Source organism: Micromonospora eburnea (assembly GCF_900090225.1).
Lineage (GTDB): Bacteria > Actinomycetota > Actinomycetes > Mycobacteriales > Micromonosporaceae > Micromonospora > Micromonospora eburnea.
The window spans coordinates 187,250-207,774 of the sequence record NZ_FMHY01000002.1 but is presented as its reverse complement, the minus strand read 5'-3'; the positions used below and the strand labels follow the sequence as shown (position 1 = coordinate 207,774).

21 protein-coding genes and 2 pseudogenes are annotated in these 20,525 nt (G+C 74.1%); 12 read left to right on the top strand and 11 right to left on the bottom strand.

Going from position 1 to position 20,525, the window contains the following annotated elements:
• Positions 1–52 precede the first annotated feature (52 nt).
• On the bottom strand, positions 53–1,558 hold the full coding sequence (locus tag GA0070604_RS01240) for an FAD-binding oxidoreductase (RefSeq protein WP_091112737.1): 1,506 nt from the start codon (positions 1,556–1,558) through the stop codon (positions 53–55).
• 193 nt (positions 1,559–1,751) lie between these two features.
• Here GA0070604_RS01240 and GA0070604_RS01235 point away from each other — a divergent pair, with 193 nt between their 5' ends.
• Positions 1,752–3,845 (top strand): S9 family peptidase, encoded by a 2,094-nt coding sequence (locus GA0070604_RS01235; protein WP_091112734.1) that lies wholly within the window; start codon positions 1,752–1,754, stop codon positions 3,843–3,845.
• Between the two features lie 54 nt (positions 3,846–3,899).
• On the opposite strand, the gene GA0070604_RS01230 is transcribed toward GA0070604_RS01235, so the two are convergent.
• Entirely contained in the window at positions 3,900–4,844 is a 945-nt protein-coding gene (locus GA0070604_RS01230) for a threonine ammonia-lyase (RefSeq protein ID WP_091112731.1), read from the bottom strand.
• A 143-nt stretch (positions 4,845–4,987) separates the two neighbouring features.
• Between GA0070604_RS01230 and GA0070604_RS32215 the strand changes: the two genes are divergently transcribed.
• A complete protein-coding gene (locus GA0070604_RS32215) occupies positions 4,988–5,146 on the top strand; it encodes a hypothetical protein (RefSeq protein WP_167363379.1) in 159 nt (52 codons plus the stop codon).
• A gap of 18 nt (positions 5,147–5,164) precedes the next feature.
• On the opposite strand, the gene GA0070604_RS01225 is transcribed toward GA0070604_RS32215, so the two are convergent.
• The 4 genes from GA0070604_RS01225 to GA0070604_RS01210 form a co-directional block, all read right to left on the bottom strand.
• Positions 5,165–6,679, bottom strand: coding sequence for an FtsX-like permease family protein (locus GA0070604_RS01225; protein WP_091112727.1), 1,515 nt, complete (start codon positions 6,677–6,679; stop codon positions 5,165–5,167).
• Positions 6,676–7,377, bottom strand: coding sequence for an ABC transporter ATP-binding protein (locus tag GA0070604_RS01220; protein ID WP_091112724.1), 702 nt, complete (start codon positions 7,375–7,377; stop codon positions 6,676–6,678). Before GA0070604_RS01220 ends, GA0070604_RS01225 begins: the two co-directional genes overlap by 4 nt.
• On the bottom strand, positions 7,374–7,910 hold the full coding sequence (locus GA0070604_RS01215; RefSeq protein WP_091112719.1) for a PadR family transcriptional regulator: 537 nt from the start codon (positions 7,908–7,910) through the stop codon (positions 7,374–7,376). The genes GA0070604_RS01220 and GA0070604_RS01215 overlap by 4 nt, the downstream gene beginning before the upstream one ends.
• Positions 7,911–7,987: 77 nt before the next feature.
• On the bottom strand, positions 7,988–8,554 hold the full coding sequence (locus tag GA0070604_RS01210) for a TIGR03086 family metal-binding protein (protein WP_091112715.1): 567 nt from the start codon (positions 8,552–8,554) through the stop codon (positions 7,988–7,990).
• A gap of 31 nt (positions 8,555–8,585) precedes the next feature.
• Here GA0070604_RS01210 and GA0070604_RS01205 point away from each other — a divergent pair, with 31 nt between their 5' ends.
• Positions 8,586–9,395, top strand: coding sequence for a helix-turn-helix domain-containing protein (locus GA0070604_RS01205; protein WP_091112711.1), 810 nt, complete (start codon positions 8,586–8,588; stop codon positions 9,393–9,395).
• Positions 9,396–9,414: 19 nt separating this feature from the next.
• Here the strand turns inward: GA0070604_RS01205 and GA0070604_RS01200 are convergent.
• Positions 9,415–10,575 (bottom strand): annotated as a pseudogene (locus tag GA0070604_RS01200) (PP2C family protein-serine/threonine phosphatase); the annotation flags it as partial.
• A 276-nt stretch (positions 10,576–10,851) separates the two neighbouring features.
• Here GA0070604_RS01200 and GA0070604_RS01195 point away from each other — a divergent pair.
• A complete protein-coding gene (locus tag GA0070604_RS01195; RefSeq protein ID WP_091112708.1) occupies positions 10,852–11,208 on the top strand; it encodes an anti-sigma factor antagonist in 357 nt (118 codons plus the stop codon).
• Here GA0070604_RS01195 and GA0070604_RS01190 read toward each other — a convergent pair.
• Positions 11,154–12,506, bottom strand: coding sequence for an MFS transporter (locus GA0070604_RS01190; RefSeq protein ID WP_244161706.1), 1,353 nt, complete (start codon positions 12,504–12,506; stop codon positions 11,154–11,156). The two genes, GA0070604_RS01195 and GA0070604_RS01190, sit on opposite strands and share 55 nt — an antisense overlap.
• Before the next feature lie 49 nt (positions 12,507–12,555).
• Here GA0070604_RS01190 and GA0070604_RS01185 point away from each other — a divergent pair, with 49 nt between their 5' ends.
• From GA0070604_RS01185 to GA0070604_RS01165, 5 genes are all read left to right on the top strand, one after another.
• Positions 12,556–13,239, top strand: a complete 684-nt coding sequence (locus tag GA0070604_RS01185) for a FadR/GntR family transcriptional regulator (protein WP_091112704.1) — start codon at positions 12,556–12,558, stop codon at positions 13,237–13,239.
• Between the two features lie 36 nt (positions 13,240–13,275).
• A complete protein-coding gene (gene mscL, locus GA0070604_RS01180) occupies positions 13,276–13,746 on the top strand; it encodes a large conductance mechanosensitive channel protein MscL (protein ID WP_091112700.1) in 471 nt (156 codons plus the stop codon).
• Between the two features lie 80 nt (positions 13,747–13,826).
• Entirely contained in the window at positions 13,827–14,075 is a 249-nt protein-coding gene (locus GA0070604_RS01175) for a hypothetical protein (RefSeq protein ID WP_091112696.1), read from the top strand.
• Positions 14,076–14,105: 30 nt separating this feature from the next.
• On the top strand, positions 14,106–14,465 hold the full coding sequence (locus GA0070604_RS01170) for a hypothetical protein (RefSeq protein ID WP_091112692.1): 360 nt from the start codon (positions 14,106–14,108) through the stop codon (positions 14,463–14,465).
• 96 nt (positions 14,466–14,561) lie between these two features.
• On the top strand, positions 14,562–14,837 hold the full coding sequence (locus GA0070604_RS01165; protein WP_141721201.1) for a hypothetical protein: 276 nt from the start codon (positions 14,562–14,564) through the stop codon (positions 14,835–14,837).
• Positions 14,838–14,909: 72 nt separating this feature from the next.
• Here GA0070604_RS01165 and GA0070604_RS01160 read toward each other — a convergent pair whose 3' ends face one another.
• Positions 14,910–16,121 carry a benzoate/H(+) symporter BenE family transporter gene (locus tag GA0070604_RS01160; protein WP_091126826.1) on the bottom strand — a complete coding sequence of 404 codons (1,212 nt, stop codon included), beginning with the start codon at positions 16,119–16,121 and terminating at the stop codon, positions 14,910–14,912.
• Between the two features lie 89 nt (positions 16,122–16,210).
• Between GA0070604_RS01160 and GA0070604_RS01155 the strand changes: the two genes are divergently transcribed.
• The 3 genes from GA0070604_RS01155 (at position 16,211) to GA0070604_RS01145 (ending at position 18,954) form a co-directional block, all read left to right on the top strand.
• Positions 16,211–16,771, top strand: coding sequence for a helix-turn-helix domain-containing protein (locus tag GA0070604_RS01155; RefSeq protein ID WP_091112685.1), 561 nt, complete (start codon positions 16,211–16,213; stop codon positions 16,769–16,771).
• Positions 16,772–16,907: 136 nt separating this feature from the next.
• A complete protein-coding gene (locus GA0070604_RS01150) occupies positions 16,908–17,627 on the top strand; it encodes a PP2C family protein-serine/threonine phosphatase (RefSeq protein ID WP_091112682.1) in 720 nt (239 codons plus the stop codon).
• A gap of 127 nt (positions 17,628–17,754) precedes the next feature.
• Positions 17,755–18,954, top strand: a complete 1,200-nt coding sequence (locus GA0070604_RS01145; RefSeq protein WP_091112679.1) for a GNAT family N-acetyltransferase — start codon at positions 17,755–17,757, stop codon at positions 18,952–18,954.
• A gap of 106 nt (positions 18,955–19,060) precedes the next feature.
• Here GA0070604_RS01145 and GA0070604_RS34080 read toward each other — a convergent pair.
• A pseudogene (locus GA0070604_RS34080) lies at positions 19,061–20,144 on the bottom strand (NAD-dependent epimerase/dehydratase family protein).
• 40 nt (positions 20,145–20,184) lie between these two features.
• The gene (locus tag GA0070604_RS01135; protein WP_091112677.1) at positions 20,185–20,484 is read right to left on the bottom strand and encodes a hypothetical protein; all 300 of its coding nucleotides are present in this window, start codon (positions 20,482–20,484) and stop codon (positions 20,185–20,187) included.
• Positions 20,485–20,525 lie beyond the last annotated feature (41 nt).

The window sequence follows — 20,525 nt, the reverse complement described above, 5'->3', positions numbered from 1 at the left end:
AGCTCGATCCCGACGCACCTCTTGATCAACCCGGGCAGGGGTGGACCGGGGGTCAGAGGCCGCCGGGGAGGCGGCCGGGGGCCAGGCGGTGGTGGGGGTCCAGGTGCGCCTTCGCCGTGCGGAGGCCGGGCAGGGCGGGCAACTCGCCCCACAGGTCGACGACCCGCCGGACCGGGCCGGGGGCGGACACCACCACGCAGCGGCCCTGCCGGGCGAGAAGCACCCCCCGGACTGCGGCCAGGATCGAGGCCACCCGGTCGGGCGCCAGCGAGCCGGGCAGGGCGGCGTGCACCGTGCCGACCCCGGCGGAGCCCCGGACCGGCACCGGGCCGCCCGCCGCGTCACGCAGCGCGTAGACCGCCGCGTGCAGGTCGTTGATGGGCACCTCGATCCGCAACGCGGTGTCACCCGGGGCGAACGGATAGCGCCCCCACCACTCCGGCGCCGTGTGCCCGGCGACCGCGTCGCCCCCGAGCAGTGCGGTGAGCCGCTCGACCCGCTCCGCGACGTCGGCCGGGCCGCCCTCCAGCAGCACCACCAGGCTGCCCGCCGCGGCCGGCCGCCCGGCCACGGCCGGATGGTCGGGCCGTCGGAACACGGACGGGTGCGACGGGTGCACCCGCCGGCGTGGCAACGGCACCGGCACCGGCAGGTCCAGCTCGATGGCCGCCGGATCAAGCCCGGCGGTGAGCACGGCCCGGACCAGGTCGTGCACCTCCAACGGGGTCCAGACCGGGTGGGACACCCAGACTCGGCTGGCCGGCACGGTTTGCACCCGCATGGTCGCCGAAACCAACACCCCCAGGCCGCCCTGCGAGCCGCAGAGCAGCCGGGCGACGTCCAGCCCTGGCAGGTCGCCGGCGCCGAAGAGCGCCGCGGCACCGCCACCCGGCCCGGCACCGCCACCCGGCCCGGCGCCGTCACCGTCCACCAGGCCGGCGGACGCCGCCCCGCCTCTGCCCGCCTGGTCGCGAGCCGTCGGCGCGGCCCGGCCCAGCGATGCCGTGCCGGACTCGCCGATGCTGACCAGCTCGCCGTCGGCGTCCAGGTAGCGGACCCCGACGAGCTGGGCGCACGGAGTGCCGTGCCGGTGCCGCAGCGGGCCGGCCTCGTCGGCGGCGAGCACCCCGCCCAGGGTCGCCCCGGGGGAGGGCGCGTCGACCGGCAGGCGCTGACCGGTGCGGCCCAGGCTCGCCTGCGCCGCCCGCAACGGGGTGCCGGCGCCGATCTCGGCCACCGGGGAGCCCTGCGGCTCGTGCCAGACCCCGGCGAGTCGGCCGGTGTCGAGCATGATGTCGACCTGCGCCGGGGCGGCCCCCCAGTCGATCTTCGTGCCGGCGCCGCGTGGCACCACCGTGAGATCGTGCGCGGCGGCGAGCCGCAGCACCTCGGCGGCAGCGCGTGGGCCGCCCGGCACCGCCACCCAGCGGGCCGTTCGACCGGCCACCTCGTCGGCCGGACCGGCGAATCGGGCGAACGGCGAGCCGCAGATCCGGGCCAGTCGCCGGGTGATCTCCAGGGCTCCGGGTCGATCGGTGGAACTCGCAGCAGCCGCCATACCGGTCATCGTACACATGTTCGAAAGCGCTGGCGGCGGTTCTCGTTGAGGCGACGCGGGATGCGGCAAGTTGTGGTCTTCCGGAGGCCGGATACACCCACATGCCGCATCTTGAGTGGATCAAGCAGGGACGTCGGGCGATTCCGCTGGCGCGCCCGCCCGACGGTGCCCGCCCGGCCGGTAACGTGACGCCGTGACCACCACACCCGTACCCGTCGCCAAGCGCGTCCCGACCGAACGCACCCACCACGGCGACACCGTCGTCGACGAGTACGCCTGGCTCGCCGCCAAGGACGACCCCGCGACGATCGCCCACCTGACCGCGGAGAACGCGTACACCGAGGCGCGCACCGCGCACCTGGAGGGGCTGCGCGCGGAGCTGTTCGAGGAGACCCGCCGGCGCACCCAGGAGACCGACCTGTCGGTGCCCACCCGCAAGGACGGCTACTGGTACTACACCCGCACGGTCGAGGGCCAGCAGTACGGTGTGCACTGCCGCCGGGCCGTCCGGGACGGCGAGACCACGCCCCCGATCAGCGCCGACGGCGCCCCGCTGGACGGCGAGGAGGTGCTGCTCGACGGCAATCAACTCGCCGAGGGGCACGACTTCTTCGCCCTCGGCGCGTTCGACGTCAGCCCGGACGGACGCTGGCTGGCCTACTCGACGGACTTCGCCGGGGACGAGCGGTTCACCCTGCGGATCAAGGACCTGGGCAGCGGCGAGGTGCTGCCCGACGAGATTCCGGACACCTTCTACGGCACCGCCTGGTCCACCGACGCCTCGACGCTCTTCTACGTCACCGTGGACGACGCCTGGCGGCCGAACCGGGTCTGGCGGCACGCGGTCGGCACCCCGTCGAGCGAGGACGTGGTGGTCCACCAGGAGGACGACGAGCGGTTCTGGGTCGGCGTCGAGCTGACCCGCTCCGAGCGGTTCGTGGTCATCGACATCCACAGCAAGATCACCAGCGAGGTACGGGTCATCCCGGCCGCCAACCCGACCGGCGAGCCGGCGATCATCGCCCCCCGCCGGCAGGGCGTCGAATACTCGGTGGAGCACCACGGGCACCGGTTCCTGATCCTGCACAACGACGGCGCGGAGGACTTCGCGCTGGCGTTCACCCCGGCGGACGCACCCGGCGACTGGACGCCGCTGATCGAGCACTCGCCGGGCACCCGGTTGGAGGCCGTCGACGCGTTCGAGAACCACCTGGTCGTCTCGCTGCGCGGCAACGGGCTGACCGGGCTGCGGGTGCTGCCGATCGGCGGCGGCGACCCGTACGACATCGGCTTCCCCGAGCCGATCTACAGCGTGGGGCTGGACGCCAACCCGGAGTACCGCACCAACGAGGTTCGGCTGCGCTACACGTCGCTGGTCACCCCCGACTCGATCTACGACTACGACCTGGTCACCCGGCAGATGGTGCTCCGCAAGCAGAAGCCGGTCCGGCCGGGGCCGGACGGGCGGGCGTACGACCCGACGGACTACGAGCAGCACCGGGAGTGGGCGCTCGCCGACGACGGCACCCGGGTGCCGATCTCGCTGGTCTGCCGGAAGGACACCCCGCGCGACGGTTCCGCCCCGTGTGTCATCTACGGCTACGGCTCGTACGAGGCGAGCATGGACCCCTGGTTCTCGATCGCCCGGCTCAGTCTGCTCGACCGGGGCGTCATCTTCGCCGTCGCGCACATCCGCGGCGGTGGCGAACTGGGCCGCCGCTGGTACGACCAGGGCAAGCTGCTCGCCAAGCGGAACACCTTCACCGACTTCGTGGCCTGCGCCCGGCACCTGGTCAAGGCCGGTTGGACGGCCGGCGACCGCCTCGTCGCCCGGGGCGCGTCGGCCGGCGGCCTGCTGATGGGCGCGGTGGCCAACCTCGCCCCGGACGCGTTCGCCGGGATCGTCGCGCAGGTGCCCTTCGTGGACGCGCTCACCTCGATCCTCGACCCGTCGCTGCCGCTCACCGTCACCGAGTGGGAGGAGTGGGGCAACCCGCTCGACGACCCGGAGGTATACGCGTACATGAAGTCGTACACCCCGTACGAGAACGTGGCCCCGGTCGACTACCCGGCCATCCTCGCGGTGACCAGCCTGAACGACACCCGCGTGCTCTACCACGAGCCGGCCAAGTGGATCGCCCGGTTGCGGGCTGTCGCGCCGCAGGGCGACTACCTGCTCAAGACCGAGATGGGTGCCGGCCACGGCGGCCCGAGCGGCCGGTACGACGCCTGGCGCGAGGAGGCGTTCATCAACGCCTGGATCCTCGACCGCCTCGGCCGAGCCTGAAAGGAAGGGGCCCCTGTTAACGCCTGCGGTATAGCAGGGGCCCCTTCCTAACACTCAGTCGGCGAGCACCGACGCCAGCGCCGCCGGGTCGAGGTTGCCGCCGGTGACCACCGCGACGGTACGCCCCGACGGCAGCTCGTCCCGGCGGAACAGGCGGGCCGCGACCGCCACGGCGCCGCTCGGCTCGACCACCAGTCGGGCCTCGCGGGCCAGCCGGCCCATCGCCGCCCTGATCTCCTCCTCGGTCACCGTGACAATGCCGTCGAGGCGTTCCCGCAGGTGGGCCAGGGTCAACGCGGACAGGTTGGTACGCAGCCCGTCGGCGCTGGTCCGGTAGGTCCGCTCGACGTCCCAGACCACCACCTCACCGGCGGCGAGCGAGTCGCGGGCGTCGGCGGCCAGCGCCGGCTCCACCCCGATCACGACGGCCGACGGGTGCAGCGCCTTCACCGCCGTGGCGACCCCCGAGGAGAGCCCACCGCCGCCCACCGGCACCAGCACCACGTCGACGTCGGGCAGGTCCGCCACGATCTCCAGCCCGATGGTGCCCTGCCCGGCGATGATCCGCGGGTCGTCGAAGGGCGGCACCAGGGTGGCACCTGTCTCGGCGGCGACCCGCTCCGCCTCGGGCAGCCGGCGGGCCGGCGGGACCAGCACCACCTCGGCGCCGAGCGCCCGGATCCGGTCCACCTTGACCTGCGGCGCCCCCTCTGGGACGACCACCGTACACGGGACTCCGGCGGCCCGCGCCGCGTACGCGAGGGCCTGCCCATGGTTGCCCGACGAGTGGGTCACCACGCCCCGGGACCGGACGGCCGGGTCGAGCCGGGCCACCGCGTGGGTCGCCCCGCGCAGCTTGAACGACCCGACCGGTTGCAGGCTCTCCGGCTTGACCCACAGGCCGTCGTCCCAGGGCATCGGCAACAGCGGGGTACGCACCACCGTTGCGGCGACATCGGCGGCGGCGGCTCGGACGTCCTCGATCGAGATCAGCTCCATCCCCCCCATCCTGCCCGCCGTTCCGCCGTCCCGCCGTCCGCCAAGATCGCCCCTCGATCCTGGAAACACGCTCATCTCCGTGGCATGGCGGCCACCGCCGCGCGATCGAGTGGAATCCCCCTCCGCACGCCTAGACTGCCCGGGTGAGCGAGGCGGAGGAGGGAGAGCCGACAGGGGCGGGCCGACGCGGGCCGACCTGGGTGATCCTCGGGGTGGTCGCCGCCGCCCTGCTCGTCTGCTGCTGCTCGGCGGTGATCGGCCTGGTGGTCTCCTGGTCCGTCGGCCTCTTCGGCGGCCGCTGAGCCCGCCGTCGCGTCACGTCAGGTCGTCCGCAGCTCCTCCACCGCCGTGCTGGACCGCAGGAAGAGCAGGCCGACGCCGACGATCGCCAGCACCGCGACCAGGGCACCGCCCGCGAGCCACGCCAGCTGCTCCACCGGTACGCCTGGAGCCACGGTTATCTCCGGCGTCGACTCGACGCGGAGGTACGGGGCGGCCGTCGCCGGGTCGGCACAGATGGCCTCATCCGCGTCACAGATCTGCCGGGAGATGATGCCACTGCTCGGCGAGCCGAGCAGGCCCCGGGCGAGCAGGAGGCCGGTGGTCAGTGCGATGGCGATCGCCGGCACCGCCGGCGCGAGCGACTGCCAGAGAATGGACCGCCCGAGCGTGCCGCGCGGCACCCCGGCCGCGACCAGCGCCGCGTACTGGCGGCGGCGGGCGATGATCCCCTCCGCCAGGGCGACCAGCAACCCACCCGCCGCGATCGTGAGCGCCACCGCCACCGCCAGGTCGACCAGATCCATGGTGCCGAGATAGAAGTCGTTCTGAGTGGACACGATGTCGCTGCTCCGGCGGCCGACCTCCACGTTCGCCAGGAAGTAGGCGCGGAACCCGGCGGCCCCGGCCCCGAAGATGAGCGCGGCGAGAAGCGCGGCGAAGGTCCGGCTGCCCGCCCACGGATCGGCCATCAGCCGGCGCGCCGCCAGCAGGGCGGCGGGCCGCCGGGCGTACCGGTGCAGCAGCCGACCGGCGGTGTGGGAGATCCAGCCGGTGCCGGTGACCACGCCGACCATGGCGACCAGCCCGCCGCCGACCAGCAGCACCGGCGGCAGCCAGGTCGGTGGATTGCCGTACTGGCGGGTGTACCAGATCGACATCGGCCGGAGGACGGCGAAGGCGGCCAGCCCCAGAATGATCAGCAGGCCGGGCCAGGGCCAGGGGCCCCGGGTCCGCACCTTCCGGACCACGCCGAACGGGGTGGTCGCCACCCGGCGGAGCATCAGCGCGGTGATCAGCGCGGCGACCACCGGCAGCCCGAGCACCAGCACCGCCGCCCCGACGGTCGACGGATACACGTCGGTGGGCAGGGGTAGCTGACCGCGCTCGTCCGGCCGGTCCAGCAACCGGTGGCCGGCCAGATAGAGCGCCAGGCCGGCCAGCGTGCCGAGCAGGGTCGCCAGCCCGGTCTCCACCATGGCGACCCCGGTGACCTGGCCGGGGGTGGCCCCGGCCAGCCGGAGCGCGGCGAGCCGGCGGTCCCGGGCCGGGGCACCGAGCCGGGCGCACTGCCCGGCCAACGCCAGCACCGGGATGGCCAGCAGCAGCAGGGCGAACGCCGTGCCGCCGCGCAGCCCCGGCTCCCGCAGCAGGGCGTTGGCGTACTGCTCCGACTCGGTGTACGCGTCCCCGGGCGGCTTGCGGATGGCCAGCACGGTCAGCGCGGCCAGGCCGGCGAGGGTCGCGAGGGCGGCGCTCAGTGCGGTCAGCGCCACCCGGGCCAGGTCGGTCCGGGTGCCGGCCAGGGCGAGCCGGAGGAGGGCGCCGGGCCTCACCGCTGGCCGCCCGGCAGTGGCGCGTCGAGCCCCAGACCCGAGTGGTCCACGATCCCGTCCCGCAGGGTCACCTCGCGGTCGGCGTACGCGGCGATGCGCGGCTCGTGGGTGATCAGCACGACGGTGGTGTGCTGCTCGCGGGCGAGCCGGACCAGTTGGGTGAGCACCTGCTCGCCGGTGAGCGTGTCCAGTGCGCCGGTCGGCTCGTCGGCGAAGAGCACCCGGGGCTCGGTGACCAACGCCCGGGCGGTGGCGCAGCGCTGCTGCTGCCCGCCGGACATCTCGCCCGGCCGGACGTCGGCGACCTCGGCCACGCCCAGCCGCTCCAGCCAGGCCAGCGCCGCCGTCCGCGCCTCTCGCCGCCCCGTGCCGGCGAGCAACAGCGGAAGGGCGACGTTCTCCGCTGCGGTCAGCTCGGCGACGAGCTGACCGAACTGGAAGAGCACCCCGAAGTCGGTACGGCGCAACCGGGATCGGGCCGCCTCGGACCAGGTGTCGATCTGCTCACCTCGCCAGGTGACCTGCCCGGCGTCGGGGCGCAGGATGCCGGCGAGGCAGTGCAGCAGGGTCGACTTGCCGCAACCGCTCGGCCCGGTGACGGCGACGACCTCCCCTTCGGCCACGTCGAGCGTCACGCCACGCAGCGCGGGTGTCCGGCCGTACGCCTTGACCACGCCACGAGCTTCCAGGTACGTCACGAGTGCACCTCCCGGTGCCAGTCGGCGACCCGATCCAGGGTGGTGTGCAGCCACCGCAGGTCGGCGTCGAGATGGTTGATCGCGTAGTCGGCCGCGATCACGTCGTCCAGGCTGGCCGAGGGGGCGGCCTTCACCGCGGTCAGTTCGCGGAGCCGTTCGGTGTGCGCCCGGCGCTGGGCGATGAGGTAGGACCGGGCCCGGTCGGCGTCGGCGACCAGCAGCGCGACCACCACCTTGGCGAAGAGGGTGCTCGCCACGTGGGGCATGGGCGGCTCGACGGTGCCGAGCCACCGGTCCAGCGCGGCCCGGCCCTCGCCGGTCAGCGCGTACGCCGTGCGGTCGGGGCCGCCCTCGCGCTCCTGCCCGGCGGGCACCACCAGGCCGTCTCGCTGGAGCCGGGCGAGGGTCGCGTAGACCTGCCCGAAGGCGAGCGGGCGGGCCCGGGGCAGCCGCTCGTCATGGGCGCGCTTCAGCTCGTAGCCGTGCCGGGCACCGCCGGCGAGCAGCCCGAGCAGGACGTGCTGTGTGGACACAGGGGCCACTATTCATTCAGCGAATAGTGATGTCAAGAACGGCCCGCGCGGCGTGGTGCCACGCGGGCCGGGGGTTGTCAGGGCGTCCAGGCCGGATCTCGGCCGGTCCGACCGAGCAGACGGTCCAGGTCAGCGGCGTCCGAGGCGGTGGGCACCGGTTCGCCGAAGGCGCCCATCCGCTGGCCGGTCTCCCCCATCCGGTCCATGAAGGCGTGTCCCGCCGCGAGCACCACCGGTTCGACCTCGATCCGCTGCGCGGTCGCGCGGGCCAGGTCCCAGCCGTGCACGGTGAGGTCGATGAGGGCCATGTCGCCGACCGTCTCCTGCGGCAACCCCATGCCGGGCGAGACGCCCTCCAGCGCCGCCGGGTCCGACCACGCCTCAACCAGGCGTACGGCCTCCGCGGCGAACCGGTCCCGCCAGCCCTCGGTCACGTGGTCGGTCTTGCCCGACCAGTCGGCCTCTCCCCGGCGGGCCAGCGCCTGGAAGTTGACCACCACGTCGAACAGGTGGTTGAGCAGGCCGCGCACGGTGTACTCGGGGCACGGGGTGGGCAGGTCGAGCTGATCGTCGGAGATGCCCTGGACCACCGCCACCGTTCCGGGCGCGGCGACGGCCAGCAGCTCACTAGTCTTCGTGGTCATAGGGCCAGCGTATGAGGGCAGGCTTGAAGAAATGCGACACGAACCGCGGCAGGACAGCCGGGGCATCCTCGACCCCGGCCGGCTGCGGCGGCAGGTCCGCTTCCGCCGCCGGCTGCCCGCCCCGGCGCTGCGCCCGTACGTCGAGCACTACTGGCTGGTCGACTGGGCGCTGACCGAGCCCTTCGACCAGCACGTCGTACCGCACCCCGCGGTCAACGTGGTGTTCCAGGCCCAGGCCGGCGGCCCGGAGATCGGGCAGGTCGCCGGGGTGGGCATCGAGCTGTTCACCGTCACGCTGCACGGCACCGGCCGGGCCAGCGGCATCCAGTTCCGCCCCGGCGGCTTCCGGCCCTTCTGGCGTCGGCCGGTCCGCGAGCTGACCGGGCTGCGTCGGCCACTCGCCCAGGTCGGGCCGCCGGTCGAGGGTGAACACTGCGCCGGCACGGACGACGAGCGGTGCCGCCGGCTGGACGACCTGCTCACCGCCTGGGGACCGGTGCCGGACCCGGTCGCCGCCGAGGCCACCGCGCTGGTCGAGGAGATCCGCGTCGACCGGAGCATCCTGCGGGTGGACGACTTCGCCCGGCGGCACGCCGTCTCGACCCGGCGACTCCAGCGGCTCTTCCTGGACCACGTCGGGGTCAGCCCGAAGTGGGTGATCCGGCGGTACCGGCTCCAGGAGGCCATCGAGCAGGCCGCCGTCGGGCCGGTGGACTGGTCGCGGGTCGCCGCCGATCTCGGGTACGCCGACCAGGCGCACCTGGTCCGCGAGTTCACCGCGGTCGCCGGGGTCTCCCCCGCGGCGTACGCCCGCTCGCTCGCCGGTCCGGGCGGCGGGTGACGGCCGCCGCCGACCCGGATCAGCGGCGGCGGACGGCGACCACCGCCACGTCGTCGCTGTTCTCCGGCGGCGCCAGCTCGACCAGCAGCCGCTGGCAGAACCGGTCGAGGTCGTCGTCCACCCGCACGGCGATCGCGCCCAACGCCGCGATCCCCTCGTCGATGGTGGCGTCCCGGCGCTCGATCAGGCCGTCGGTGTAGAGGACCAGCGTCGCCCCGGCCGGCAGCACGAACTCCAGGTCCGGCGGGCGGAGCGCGCGGACCCCGAGCAGCGGGGCGCTCTGTGGCACGAACCGCACCCGCCCCGCGTCGCTGACCAGCGCCGGCAGGTGCCCCGCGCTGGCCAGCCGGATCTGCCCACTGCCCGGGTCGAGCAGCAGCACACAGATCGTGGCCAGCTCGTTCGGCAGCAGGACGCGCATCAGCTCGTTGACCCGCTCCAGGATCACCCCCGGCGGATGCCCCTCGACCGCATACGCCCGCACCGCGTGCCGCAGCTCGGCCATCACGGTGGCGGCGTGCAACGAGTGCCCGGCCACGTCGCCGATCGCCATCAGCAGCTGGCCGTCGAGCATCACCAGCTCGTAGAAGTCGCCGCCCACCTCGGTCCGGGCGCTCGCCGGCTCGTACCGGACGGCCAGGTCGAGACCGGCGATCTCGGGCAGCCGGCGGGGCAGCAGGCTGCGCTGGAGGGTCACCGCGATCCGGTGCTCCTCGTCGAAGGAGCGCTGGGCCTCGACCGCCGAGGCGATGGCCTGGGCGAGCTGCACCAGCACCGGCGTCCGGACGGTCTGGGTGGCGGTGGGCACCGCCACGTAGAGCGGGGGCCGGTCCTCGCGCAGCCGGGCGGCGGCCACCGTGACGGTGTCCCCGGCCGGCCAGCCGACCAGGTCCCAGTTGCTCGGTCCGTCCACCCGGACCGTGGTGCCGATCGACGCTCCCCTGTCGTCCACCGTCCAGGGCACCACCGCGGGCGTCGCGTCCGGCCCGGCGACCACCCCGGCCAGGTGCTGTCCGTCGGAGGTCTCGGCGGCCACCGCCGCTGGGCTCTTGAAGATCCGCGCCGCACCGGCCGCAGCCGATTCCAGCAGCCGGACGAAGTTCGGCGTGGCGTGCATCCGCACGGTGGCGTCGGCCAGCGCGGCCAGTCGCTCGGCGAGCAATTCGGCCCGCCGCTGGGCCGTGCCGTCCTCCACCGTCACGCTCCGCCCGAGGAGAGGGTCACCGTGCCGGTGCTGCCCCGACCGGGCCTGGTGAGGCCGGGGCGGCCGATCAGGTCCCGCTGTTCGCCCGCCATGGTGACCTCCCTGAACTTCGGCCGGGGCGGACTCTATCACCGGAGCGGGCCGCACTCCTTGCCTCATGACAAAGAAATGATCGTGGCGTCGCTGCCGGTCCCGTTCTGCGTATCACCCGCTTTGTGGGATACCGTTCCACCGAACACGGGAGGTCGGCGAATGTCCCTGACGGTGCACACGGAACAGCGCGGCGACGTCGTCGTCGTGTCGGTCGCGGGCGAGCTGGACATGGCCACGGCACCGCAGCTTCAGGACCAGATCACGGACCTGTTGGACAAGGGGCGCAACCGTCTCGTCTTCGACCTGGCGGAGCTGTCGTTCTGTGACTCGACCGGGCTGTCGGTGTTCGTCCGGGCCAAGAACAGCTGCGACGACACCGGCGGTGTGGTCCGGCTGGGCGCCCCGCAGCGCGGTGTGCTGCGCATCCTGGAGGTCAGCGGCCTCGTCGAGGTGCTGCACACCTATCCGACCGTCGAGCAGGCGGTCGCGGGCGATCCCACGCCGGCCTCCTCCTGACCGTCGCCGGTCAACTGCTCGTCCTCGATGTAGCGGGGACGGGCGATCACCAGGCCCGCCGCCGTCTGCACGCCGAGAGCCGCCAGCAGGAAGCCGATCGGCGCGGTCCAGCCCCCGGTCGTCTCGTAGAGGATGCCGACCAGCAGCGGACCGAGCGCCGCGATCAGATACCCGGTGCTCTGCGCGAAGGCCGACAGCGCGACCGTGCCCTCGGCGGTCCGGGCCCGCAGCCCGATGGTGGTCAGGATCAGCGGGAACGCGCCCTGGCCGAGGGCCAGCAGCAGCACCCAGAGCAGCGCGAGGCCGTGCGGCGCGACCGCCAGACCGAGGTACGCGGCGGTGGAGAAGGCGGTCAGCGAGAGGACCAGCGGGCGCAGCGTCCCCAGTCGGCCGGCCAGGGCCGGCATCAGCAGCGCCACCGGCACGCCGAGCGCGGTCACCCCGGCGAGCAGCAGCCCGGCGGCCTCGGGCGCGTACCCCGCGTCCCGGAAGAGCTGGGCCAGCCAGCCCATGATCGCGTACCCGCTGAGCGACTGCGCCCCGAAGTAGACGGCCATGGCCCAGCCGAGCCGGGTGCGCGCTGGCCGTACCCGGGCGGGGGCCGCGGCGACCGCCGCCGGGCTCGCCGTCCGCCGCGTCGCCTGGGCGCGCAGCGCCAGCGGCACCCAGGGGAGTACGGCCACGGCGGCCAGCCCGGCCCAGACGCCGAGCCCGGCCCGCCAGGAGCCGAAGGCGTGCGCCACCGGCACCGCCGAGGCCGCGGCCACCGTCGTGCCCAGGGTCAGCGACATCGTGTACGCCCCGGTGACCAGCCCGGTGCGGTGCGGGAAGTACTGCTTGACCAGCATCGGCAGCAGGATGTTCGCGATCGCGATGCCGGAGAGGGCGAGCGCGCTGGTGAGTACGAAGACCGCCGCCGAGTCGGTGATCACCCGGAGCAACTGCCCGGCGGTCAGGGCCAGCATGGCGAGCACCAGCACCCGGGCGGCCGGCCAGCGGCGGACCAGCCACGGGGTGAGCGCGCCGAGCCCGGCGAAGGCGATGGTGGGCAGGGTGGTGACGAGCCCGGCCATGGTGCCGGAGAGGCCCAGCCCGTTGCGGATCTCGTCGAGCAGGGCACCCAGACTGGTCACCGCCATGCGCAGGTTGAGCGCGACCAGCAGCATGCCGAGCAGCACCAGCACGCCGCCGGCGGCCGGACGCGTGGGCGCGGCCACCGCCGGGGCCGGGCCGGGCGCCACGGTCAGGGTCGTCCCGTCGGCGCCGGGCGCGTCGGTGCTGCTGGTTGGCGGAGTCATGACCTCCAACCTACAATCATGGGATGAATTTCGGGAGGAGTTGTAACCCGTGACACGTGCCCTCGACTCCGTCGCCGTGCCCCCGCGCGGCCACCGGGTACGCCAGACGATCGAACAGCTCCGGGCCCGGATCCTCGGTGGTGAGTGGCCGGTGGGCGGGCGCATCCCCACCGAGCCGCAGCTCGTCGCCGCGCTCGGCGTCGGGCGCAACACGGTCCGGGAGGCGGTCCGCGCACTGGTGCACGCCGGGGTGCTGGAGTGCCGCCAGGGCTCCGGGACGTACGTGGTGTCGACCGACGAGCTGGCCCCGGTAGTGGCCCGCCGGCTCACCGACGACCGAATGGCCGAGGTGGTCGAGGTCCGCCGCGCCTTCGAGGTGGAGGCGGCCCGGCTCGCCGCGCTGCGGCGTACCCCGGCGGACCTGGCGGCGCTCGACACCGCGCTCGCCACCCGGGAGGCCGCCTGGCGGTCCGGCCGGGTGGACGAGTTCGTCGAGGCGGACGCCGCGCTGCACAGCGCGGTCGTGGCCGCCGCCCACAACGGCATGCTGGCCGAGCTGTACGCGTCGGTCGGCGCCGCACTGCGCAGCACCGTCGCGCAGGCGATGGGCGACGCGCTGGAGCCCGAGCGGTACGTCGACCACGGCCGGCTGGTCGACGCGATCCGGGACGGCGACCCGGCGCGGGCGGCCATCGAGGCCGGTGCTTTCCTGGAGCCCCCCTCCGGGGCATAGGTTGCCCCGGACGATTCGGACAGCACGGGAGAGCGGATGCTCAAGGGCTTCAAAGACTTCATCATGCGCGGCAACGTCATCGACCTGGCGGTCGGTGTCGTCATCGGCGCCGCCTTCACCGGCGTGGTCACCCAGCTGACCAAATCGTTCCTGGAACCACTGGTGCGGGTGTTCATCGCGTTGATCACCGGGAGCAAGAACGGGATCACCGGGTCGACCCCCACGTTCCGGAGCATCCCGTTCGACTGGGTGGCCTTCGTCAACGCGGTGATCACCTTTCTGCTCACCGCGGCGGCGCTCTACTTCCTCGTGGTGTTTCCGATGAACAAGCTCGCCGAGCGGCGGCGGCGCGGCGAGGAGCCGCCGCCGAAGGCCCCGAGCGAGGAGATCAGGCTGCTCACCGAGATCCGGGACGCGCTGCTCGCCGGCCACCAGGCGACGCCGGCCCAGCGGGGCGCGCTGGACGACGTACTGGGCCACCGGCAGGAGCCGCCCGCCGCGCGCTGACGTACCGCCCGCACCGGCCCCCGTTGGGAATCCCACGGGGGCCGACTCGTGTCGAACACGTGTTCGATAGAGTCCGGGTCATGGAGCAGCGCAGGCACTGGTGGAACGGGAAATGGGGGCGGCTGGCCCGGCGGGACGTCTTCCTGCGCGTGGACGGCGACCGCTGGCACGTCGAGCAGCGCGCCGGCGGCGCCGAGGGGGTCTCCCGGTTCTACGAGTACGACAGCGTGGAGGAGGCGGAGGACACGGTCCGGGCGCTGATGGAGGGGCCGGACACCTGGCGCGAGCTCTCCCCCCGCCCGCCGAGCGGCTGGACCCCGCCCGTTTAGCGCCGGGGCGCTCCGGGAACCGCTGACTGCATGAGCCAGCAGGTCATTTCCCGGGTCACCACCGGCATGCGAGTGGTCGACTCGACCGGCGTCGAGGTCGGCACCGTGGATCTCGTCCAGCGCGGCGACCCGAACGCGGTGACCGTGCAGGCGCCCGCCGGAGTCGACCCGGGCGGCAGCCTGGACGAGTTGATCGAGTCGGCGGCGGTCGAGGAACCGGACGTCCCCGCCGATCTGGCCGCCCGGCTGCTGCGCAGCGGCTACCTGAAGGTCTCCACAGAACTGGCCCACACCGGCGCGGTCTACGTGCTGGCCGACCGGATCGCCACCGTCACCGACGCCGAGGTACGCCTCGACGTCCCCGCCGCACAGCTACCCGAGGAGGAGTGAGCCGGCCGCGTTCAGATCTTGGCGAGCTCCCGTCCGGCGGGACCGGTAAGTCTCCAGGGCAGGCGGCGACGGCGGGGGCTGCCTATGGTGGAGGCCATGTGGATGGTGATCGGGGAGCAGGGCGGCACGGCCGCCGACCCGGCGGCACGGGCCGCCCAGTTCGCGCACATGGCCGAGGTGACCCGGCAGAGCCCGGGCTTTGTCCGGGGCTGGTGGGGCACAGACGGCGACGATCCCGGCCTCACCCACGCGCTGGTCGTCCTCGACACGCTCGACGACGCCCGGGCCCTGAAGCGGATGATCGAACAGAACGTCTCCGGCGTACGCCTGCGGCTCATGGAGATCGGCGTGGAGGCGGGGGGCACCGCCTGAGCATGACGCTCGACCCGGGTTGCGGCATCTCGGCGCACCCGAAGGGCCGCGACCTGCCGCAGCACGAGTGGATCAGTGGCGGGATCCGGCCAGATCACGCTCGGTCTCCGTCGCCGGGAGCGTGGTGGCCGGAGCGGCGGGGCGGCGGCGGAATAGCAGCAGCATCAACCAGCCGGCCACGAGACCCCAGAACGCGCCGCCCACCCCGAGCAGGCTCACCCCGGAGGCGGTGACCACGAAGGTGACCACCGCCGCTTCGCGGGCGTCCGGCTCGGCGACGGCTGCGGAGACCGCGCCGGCCAGCGCGCCGAGCAGCGCGAGCCCGGCCACCGCCTCGACCAGGACCGGCGGCGAGAGCAGCACCAGTGCGGTCGCCACGCCGGCGCCCAGCCCGAGCAGCGCCAGGCCGATCCCGGCGGTCACCGAGGCGATCCAGCGCCGGTCCGGGTCGGGGTGGGCGTCCGGGCCGGCGGCGAGGGCCGCGGTGATCGCGGCCAGGTTCACCGCGTGCCCGCCGGCCGGGGCGCCGAGCGCGGTGGCGAGCCCGGTCACCCGGAGCGCGGAGCCCAGCGGGGCCCGGTAGCCGTAGCCGGCGAGGACGGCCGCCCCGGGCACGTTCTGCGCGGCCATGGTGACCAGGAACAGCGGCAGCGCGAGCCCGACCACCGCGGACAGCGTCCAGGTCGGCGCGGTCAGCGCGACGGTCGGGGCGAGGTGCGCCCGGACCGGCCCGGACGTGGTCAACGCGATCGCCACCGCCGCCGCGGCCAGTGCGCCCGGCACCGCCCAGCGGCGGGCGAACCGGTGCAGCACCAGCCAGGCGAGCACCACCGGCCCGGCCAGCCGGGGCACCTCGACCAGGGCCCGGACCGGCGCGGTGCACAGTGGCAGCAGCACCCCGGCGAGCATGGCGCTGGCGATCGGGCCGGGGATCGCGGCGACCGCCCGGCCGAGCGCCGGGACCAGTCCGGCGGCGGCGATCAGCAGGCCGGTGAGCAGGAACGCGCCGACGGCTGCCGGCCAGCCGCCGGGTACGGGGCCGGTGGCGACCAGCAGCGCCGCGCCCGGGGTGGACCAGGCGATCGCCAGCGGCAGCCGGTGGCGCAGCCCCAGCCAGACCGCGCAGCAGCCGGTGGCGACGCAGAGCGCCAGCAGGCCGGAGGCCGCCTGTGCCTGGTCGGCGCCGACCGCACGCAGCCCGGCGAGCACGACCGTGAACGAGCTGGCGAAGCCGACGAGGGCGGTCACGACCCCGGCCAGCACGGGTTGGAGCCGACCGGTCACGCCGTCCTCCTCAGGTTGCCCCTCCGCGCCGCCGAACGGCGGCGACATCGTTCCGTTTACGGAACGCCACGATGTAGCACCATAGCCGGATGGCAGCAGCCCCACCAGACCGGGACCCGACGCCCGACACGGGCGCCGTGGCGGTCGGACGCCAGGTCCGCGCCCTCCGCGAGGAGCGCGGCATGTCCCTCTCCACGCTGGCCCGGCTGGCGGGTGTCGGGAAGGCCACCCTCTCCGGGCTGGAGAACGGCACCCGCAACCCGACCCTGGAGACCCTGTACGCGGTCACCGCGCAGCTCGGCGTACCGCTCACCGCCGTGCTGAACACGACGGCGGCGCAGCCCACGGTCAGCGGCACGGCGGTCCACGCCACCCTGCTGGAGGTCTTCACCGAGGCGGACGCGACCTACGAGCTGTACCGGATGCGGGTCGCCCCCGGGCCCGGCCAGCTCTCCCCCGCGCACCATCCCGGGGTGACCGAGCACGTCACCGTCTTCGCCGGCGTACTGCGGGCCGGGCCGGTGGACGCCCCGCTGACCGCCGCGTCCGGCGGCCACCTGCGCTGGACCTCCGACGTGCCGCACAGCTACGCCGCGGTCGGCGACGAGGAGGTACGCGCGAGCCTGCTGCTGCGTTACCCGCGCCGCTGAGCCTGTCGGCACCGCCTGCACCGGCCACTGTGGATGGCCCGGTGACTCGGCCGCTGGTGAACGACAGCGGCGGTTCTTTCCACAGACCGGTACCTCGGTAGAGACGGGAAGGTGGTCTTCTTGGCAAGCTTGTCCCATGACGCTGATCCTCCGCTCGGCCATCCGCAACGATGTCGGCCTCGTCCGTACCAACAACGAGGACTCGGCCCTCGCCGGTGACCGCCTGGTGGCGGTGGCCGACGGCATGGGCGGGCTGCCCGCCGGCGAGGTGGCGAGCGAGATCGTCATCCGGATCCTCGACGAGCTGACCCCGCCGACCGTCCCCGACGAGGCCGCCGAGGCGCTGCGGGCCGTGGTGAGCACCGCCAACCAGCGCATCCGGGCCGCCATCACGGCGGACCCGGCCCGCGAGGGCATGGGTACGACATTGACCGCCGGCCTGCTCGCCGGCGAAACCCTGGTCCTCGCCCAGGTCGGCGACTCCCGTTGCTACCTGCTGCGCAACGGTGAGCTGACCCAGCTCACCCGGGACGACACCTTCGTGCAGGCGCTGGTCGACCAGGGCGCGCTCTCCCCCGACCAGGCCCGGCACCACCCGCAGCGCTCCCTGGTCACCCGCGCCGTGCAGGGTTCCGACACGCCGCCGGCCATCGGGGTGCTCACTCTCGTACCCGGCGACCGACTGCTGCTGTGCAGCGACGGCCTGTCCGACTATGTGGAGGACTCCCCCATCGCCACCACGCTCACCACGTACGTCGACCGGCAGCAGTGCGGCGAGCAACTGGTCAAGCTCGCCCACCAGGCCGGCGCGCCGGACAACGTCACCGTCGTGGTGTCCGACGTCACCGCGGCCTGACCCGGCCGCCCGTCGCAACCCGGGCGGCCTCCGCCCGACCAGATGGTTGTGCCAGCCAGGTTGCGCCTGCCGGTGACCTGCGGTGAATCCGGTTGTGCCGGTCGCCTCCACAGGTTGGGATGGACACATGATCATCCGTCGGTTGGCCGCCGAGGAACGCCTGACCCACAGCTTCCCGCTCCTTGCGTACGCGTTCGAGAAGTCGCCGATGGCCGCGTCCCGGCTCGACGAGTTCCGCGAGTACCTGCCGTACCAGGCGGGCAACCGGACGCTGGTCGTCGAGGAGGACGGCGGTACGACGGCCGCTGCCAGTGCGATCCCGATGCGGCAGAACCTGCGCGGACGTGTCCTGCAGATGGCCGGCGTGGGCGGGGTGGTGACCCACCCGCTGGCCCGCCGGCGCGGCCACGTCCGGACCCTGCTGCACCAGCTCCTCGACGAGATGCGGGCGGAGGGGCACACGGTGAGCGCGCTGTACCCGTTCCGCGCCTCGTTCTACGAACGCTTCGGCTACGTCGGGCTGCCCCGCCGGCGGAACGCTGTCTTCTCCCCGGCCGACCTGGCCCCGCTGCTCCGCGCCGAACTACCCGGCGAGGTCGCCTGGGAGCGGATCGGCGCCGGCTATGAGACGTGGCGCGCGTACACCGAGCACTGCCTGCACGAGCGGCACGGCTTCGCGATCTTCCCCGACTTCCGGGCGGTCGGCCTGCGCGACCGGGACGACCGCTGGCTGCTCACCGCCGTACGCGACGGCGCGACCGTCGGCGCGGTCACCTACCGCATCGACGACCACGGCGGCGAGCTGATCGCCGACGACCTGCTCACCGACGACCCGTACGCCCGCGCGTCGCTGCTCCAGTTCTTCGCCCGCCACGTCGACCAGGTGGACCGGATCCGCGTCCACCTGCCCGCCGACGAGCTGCCCGAGCTGTGGCTGACCGACCTGGCGGTGCACGTCGAGGCGCGGGTGTCCCGCCCCGGATCGCCCGCCCCGATGGCCCGACTGCTCAGCCTGGACGCGCTCGCCGGGCTGCCGGCCGGGGCCGGCCGGGTCAACGTCGAGCTGGTCGGTGACCGGTGGCTCGCCGGCACCCACCTGCTCGACGGCACCACCGGCCGGCTGGAGGTGCTGCCCGGCGACTCCGCCGGCGCGGGCACCGTCCCGGCCGCGACGCTCACCGCCGCCGGACTCTCCGGCCTGGCGTACGGGGTGCTGGATCCGGCCGAGGTCACCATCCGGGGGCTCGGCGAGATCCCGGCGGACGCCGCCACGGAACTACGCCGGATCTTCCCCCGCGCCCTCCCCTACCTCTTCGCCGACTTCTGACCCCACCGCTTCCGGCCCAGCACTTTCGGGGAGCTGCTGCCTCCACCCGCCCGAAGGCAGCACTTCCAGGGAAACTGCCGCCTCGTCACTCGGGGCGACGCGGGAGTCAGTAGGGGTTGGGGTGACCGGGGAGGCGGGAACGGAGGAGGGCAGCGGGGCGGCCGGGAAGGTTGGGGTCCGTCGACAGGGGCGGGGACGCGGTGCCGGCGCGGTCGGCCATGCCGGCGAAGACCTCCCGGAGCGCGCTGACCGAGTCGACCCGGGGGATCCAGCCCAGCTCGGTCTCGGCGCGCTCGCTGGACATCAGCGGCGCGTTCAGGGCCAGATCGACCCAGCCCACGTCGACCGGTTGCAGTCGCGCCGCCCAGGTCAGGGCCGCCGCCGCGCGCAGCACCGGGGCCGCCACCGGCACCGTCCAGCCGTGGAAGTGCCGGGCCACCAGCTCCGGAGTCAACACCGGGTCCGCGGCCACGTTGAAGGCGCCGCGCGCCTCACCCAGGACCGCCCTCACGTACGCGTCGGCGACGTCGTCGGCGTGCACCGCCTGCAACCGGAGGCGGCGGTTCGCGGGTACGAGCGGGATGCGGCCGTACCGGAGCAACCGCACCGGGACCAGGGGGCACGAGAAAGTAGCGGCTGATCTCGGTACCGGCGTCGCGCTGGAAGATCAGTCCCGGCCGCAGCCGGACCACCCGCAGCTCCGGGTGCTCCCGCTCGACCGTGTCGAGCAACGCCTCCACCTCCGCCTTGTCCCGGCTGTACGACGATCCCGCCACCCCGGTCGCCGGCCAGCGCTCGCTGACCGGGTGGTCCTTCGGCCCGGGCGCGTACGCGCCGATCGACGAGGCGTACACCAGGGCGGGTACGCCGGCCCGGACGGCCGCGTCGAGCACCGCCCGGCTGCCGCCGACGTTGGTCCGGTACAGCGTCCGCCGGTCGTGGCTGGGCTGGATCTGCCAGGCCAGGTGCACCACCGCCCGCGCCCCGGCGAAGATCGCCGCCAACCGCTCGGCCGCCCCCGGACTGCCGATGTCGCAGGAGCGCCACGCCACCCCGTCGTACGGCTCACCCGCGTCCGGTCCGGGCAGCCGGCGGGCCACCCCGACCAGCTCCGTCCCCGCCTCCCGGCGTAGCCGCCGCAGCACCGCCGTGCCCACGTTGCCGGTCGCCCCCACGATCACGATGCGCATGGCCGGTGCCGTACCCGTTGCGGCGGGCACCAACCCCGCCTCAGGGCCGGGGCGAGCGGCGTACCCAGCTCTTCTCCTGCCTCCGGCGGCCCTGCGTGGCGGCCAGGCAGCGCGGGCAGAGGTACCCCTCCGGGTCGGCTCCGGTGAGCACGTCCGTTGACGAGTAGTCGAACGGCACGTGCGGGAAGCGACGCAGCCGGGTACGGCTCAACGGCAGCCCACAGACAGTCTGGTTCTGCCCCGGCAGCCAGGCGTGCACCTCGCCGCCGGGTCGGCGTACCCCGTCGGAGCCGGTCACCTCGCTCGACGCGGCCACCGCGGGAGTGCTGCTCAGTCTCATGGCGGACCGGTTCCCCGGCCCGGCCGCGCCATGCCCAACGC

Coding starts and splice junctions, on each gene's coding strand:
- GA0070604_RS01240 (WP_091112737.1), bottom strand. CDS start 1,558: ATGGCGGCTGCTGCGAGTTCCACCGATCGACCCGGAGCCCTGGAGATC.
- GA0070604_RS01155 (WP_091112685.1), top strand. CDS start 16,211: ATGGCAGCAGCCCCACCAGACCGGGACCCGACGCCCGACACGGGCGCC.
- GA0070604_RS01150 (WP_091112682.1), top strand. CDS start 16,908: ATGACGCTGATCCTCCGCTCGGCCATCCGCAACGATGTCGGCCTCGTC.
- GA0070604_RS01210 (WP_091112715.1), bottom strand. CDS start 8,554: ATGACCACGAAGACTAGTGAGCTGCTGGCCGTCGCCGCGCCCGGAACG.
- mscL (WP_091112700.1), top strand. CDS start 13,276: ATGCTCAAGGGCTTCAAAGACTTCATCATGCGCGGCAACGTCATCGAC.
- GA0070604_RS01205 (WP_091112711.1), top strand. CDS start 8,586: ATGCGACACGAACCGCGGCAGGACAGCCGGGGCATCCTCGACCCCGGC.
- GA0070604_RS01195 (WP_091112708.1), top strand. CDS start 10,852: ATGTCCCTGACGGTGCACACGGAACAGCGCGGCGACGTCGTCGTCGTG.
- GA0070604_RS01145 (WP_091112679.1), top strand. CDS start 17,755: ATGATCATCCGTCGGTTGGCCGCCGAGGAACGCCTGACCCACAGCTTC.
- GA0070604_RS01135 (WP_091112677.1), bottom strand. CDS start 20,484: ATGAGACTGAGCAGCACTCCCGCGGTGGCCGCGTCGAGCGAGGTGACC.
- GA0070604_RS01165 (WP_141721201.1), top strand. CDS start 14,562: ATGTGGATGGTGATCGGGGAGCAGGGCGGCACGGCCGCCGACCCGGCG.
- GA0070604_RS01230 (WP_091112731.1), bottom strand. CDS start 4,844: ATGGAGCTGATCTCGATCGAGGACGTCCGAGCCGCCGCCGCCGATGTC.
- GA0070604_RS01175 (WP_091112696.1), top strand. CDS start 13,827: ATGGAGCAGCGCAGGCACTGGTGGAACGGGAAATGGGGGCGGCTGGCC.
- GA0070604_RS01190 (WP_244161706.1), bottom strand. CDS start 12,506: ATGACTCCGCCAACCAGCAGCACCGACGCGCCCGGCGCCGACGGGACG.
- GA0070604_RS01170 (WP_091112692.1), top strand. CDS start 14,106: ATGAGCCAGCAGGTCATTTCCCGGGTCACCACCGGCATGCGAGTGGTC.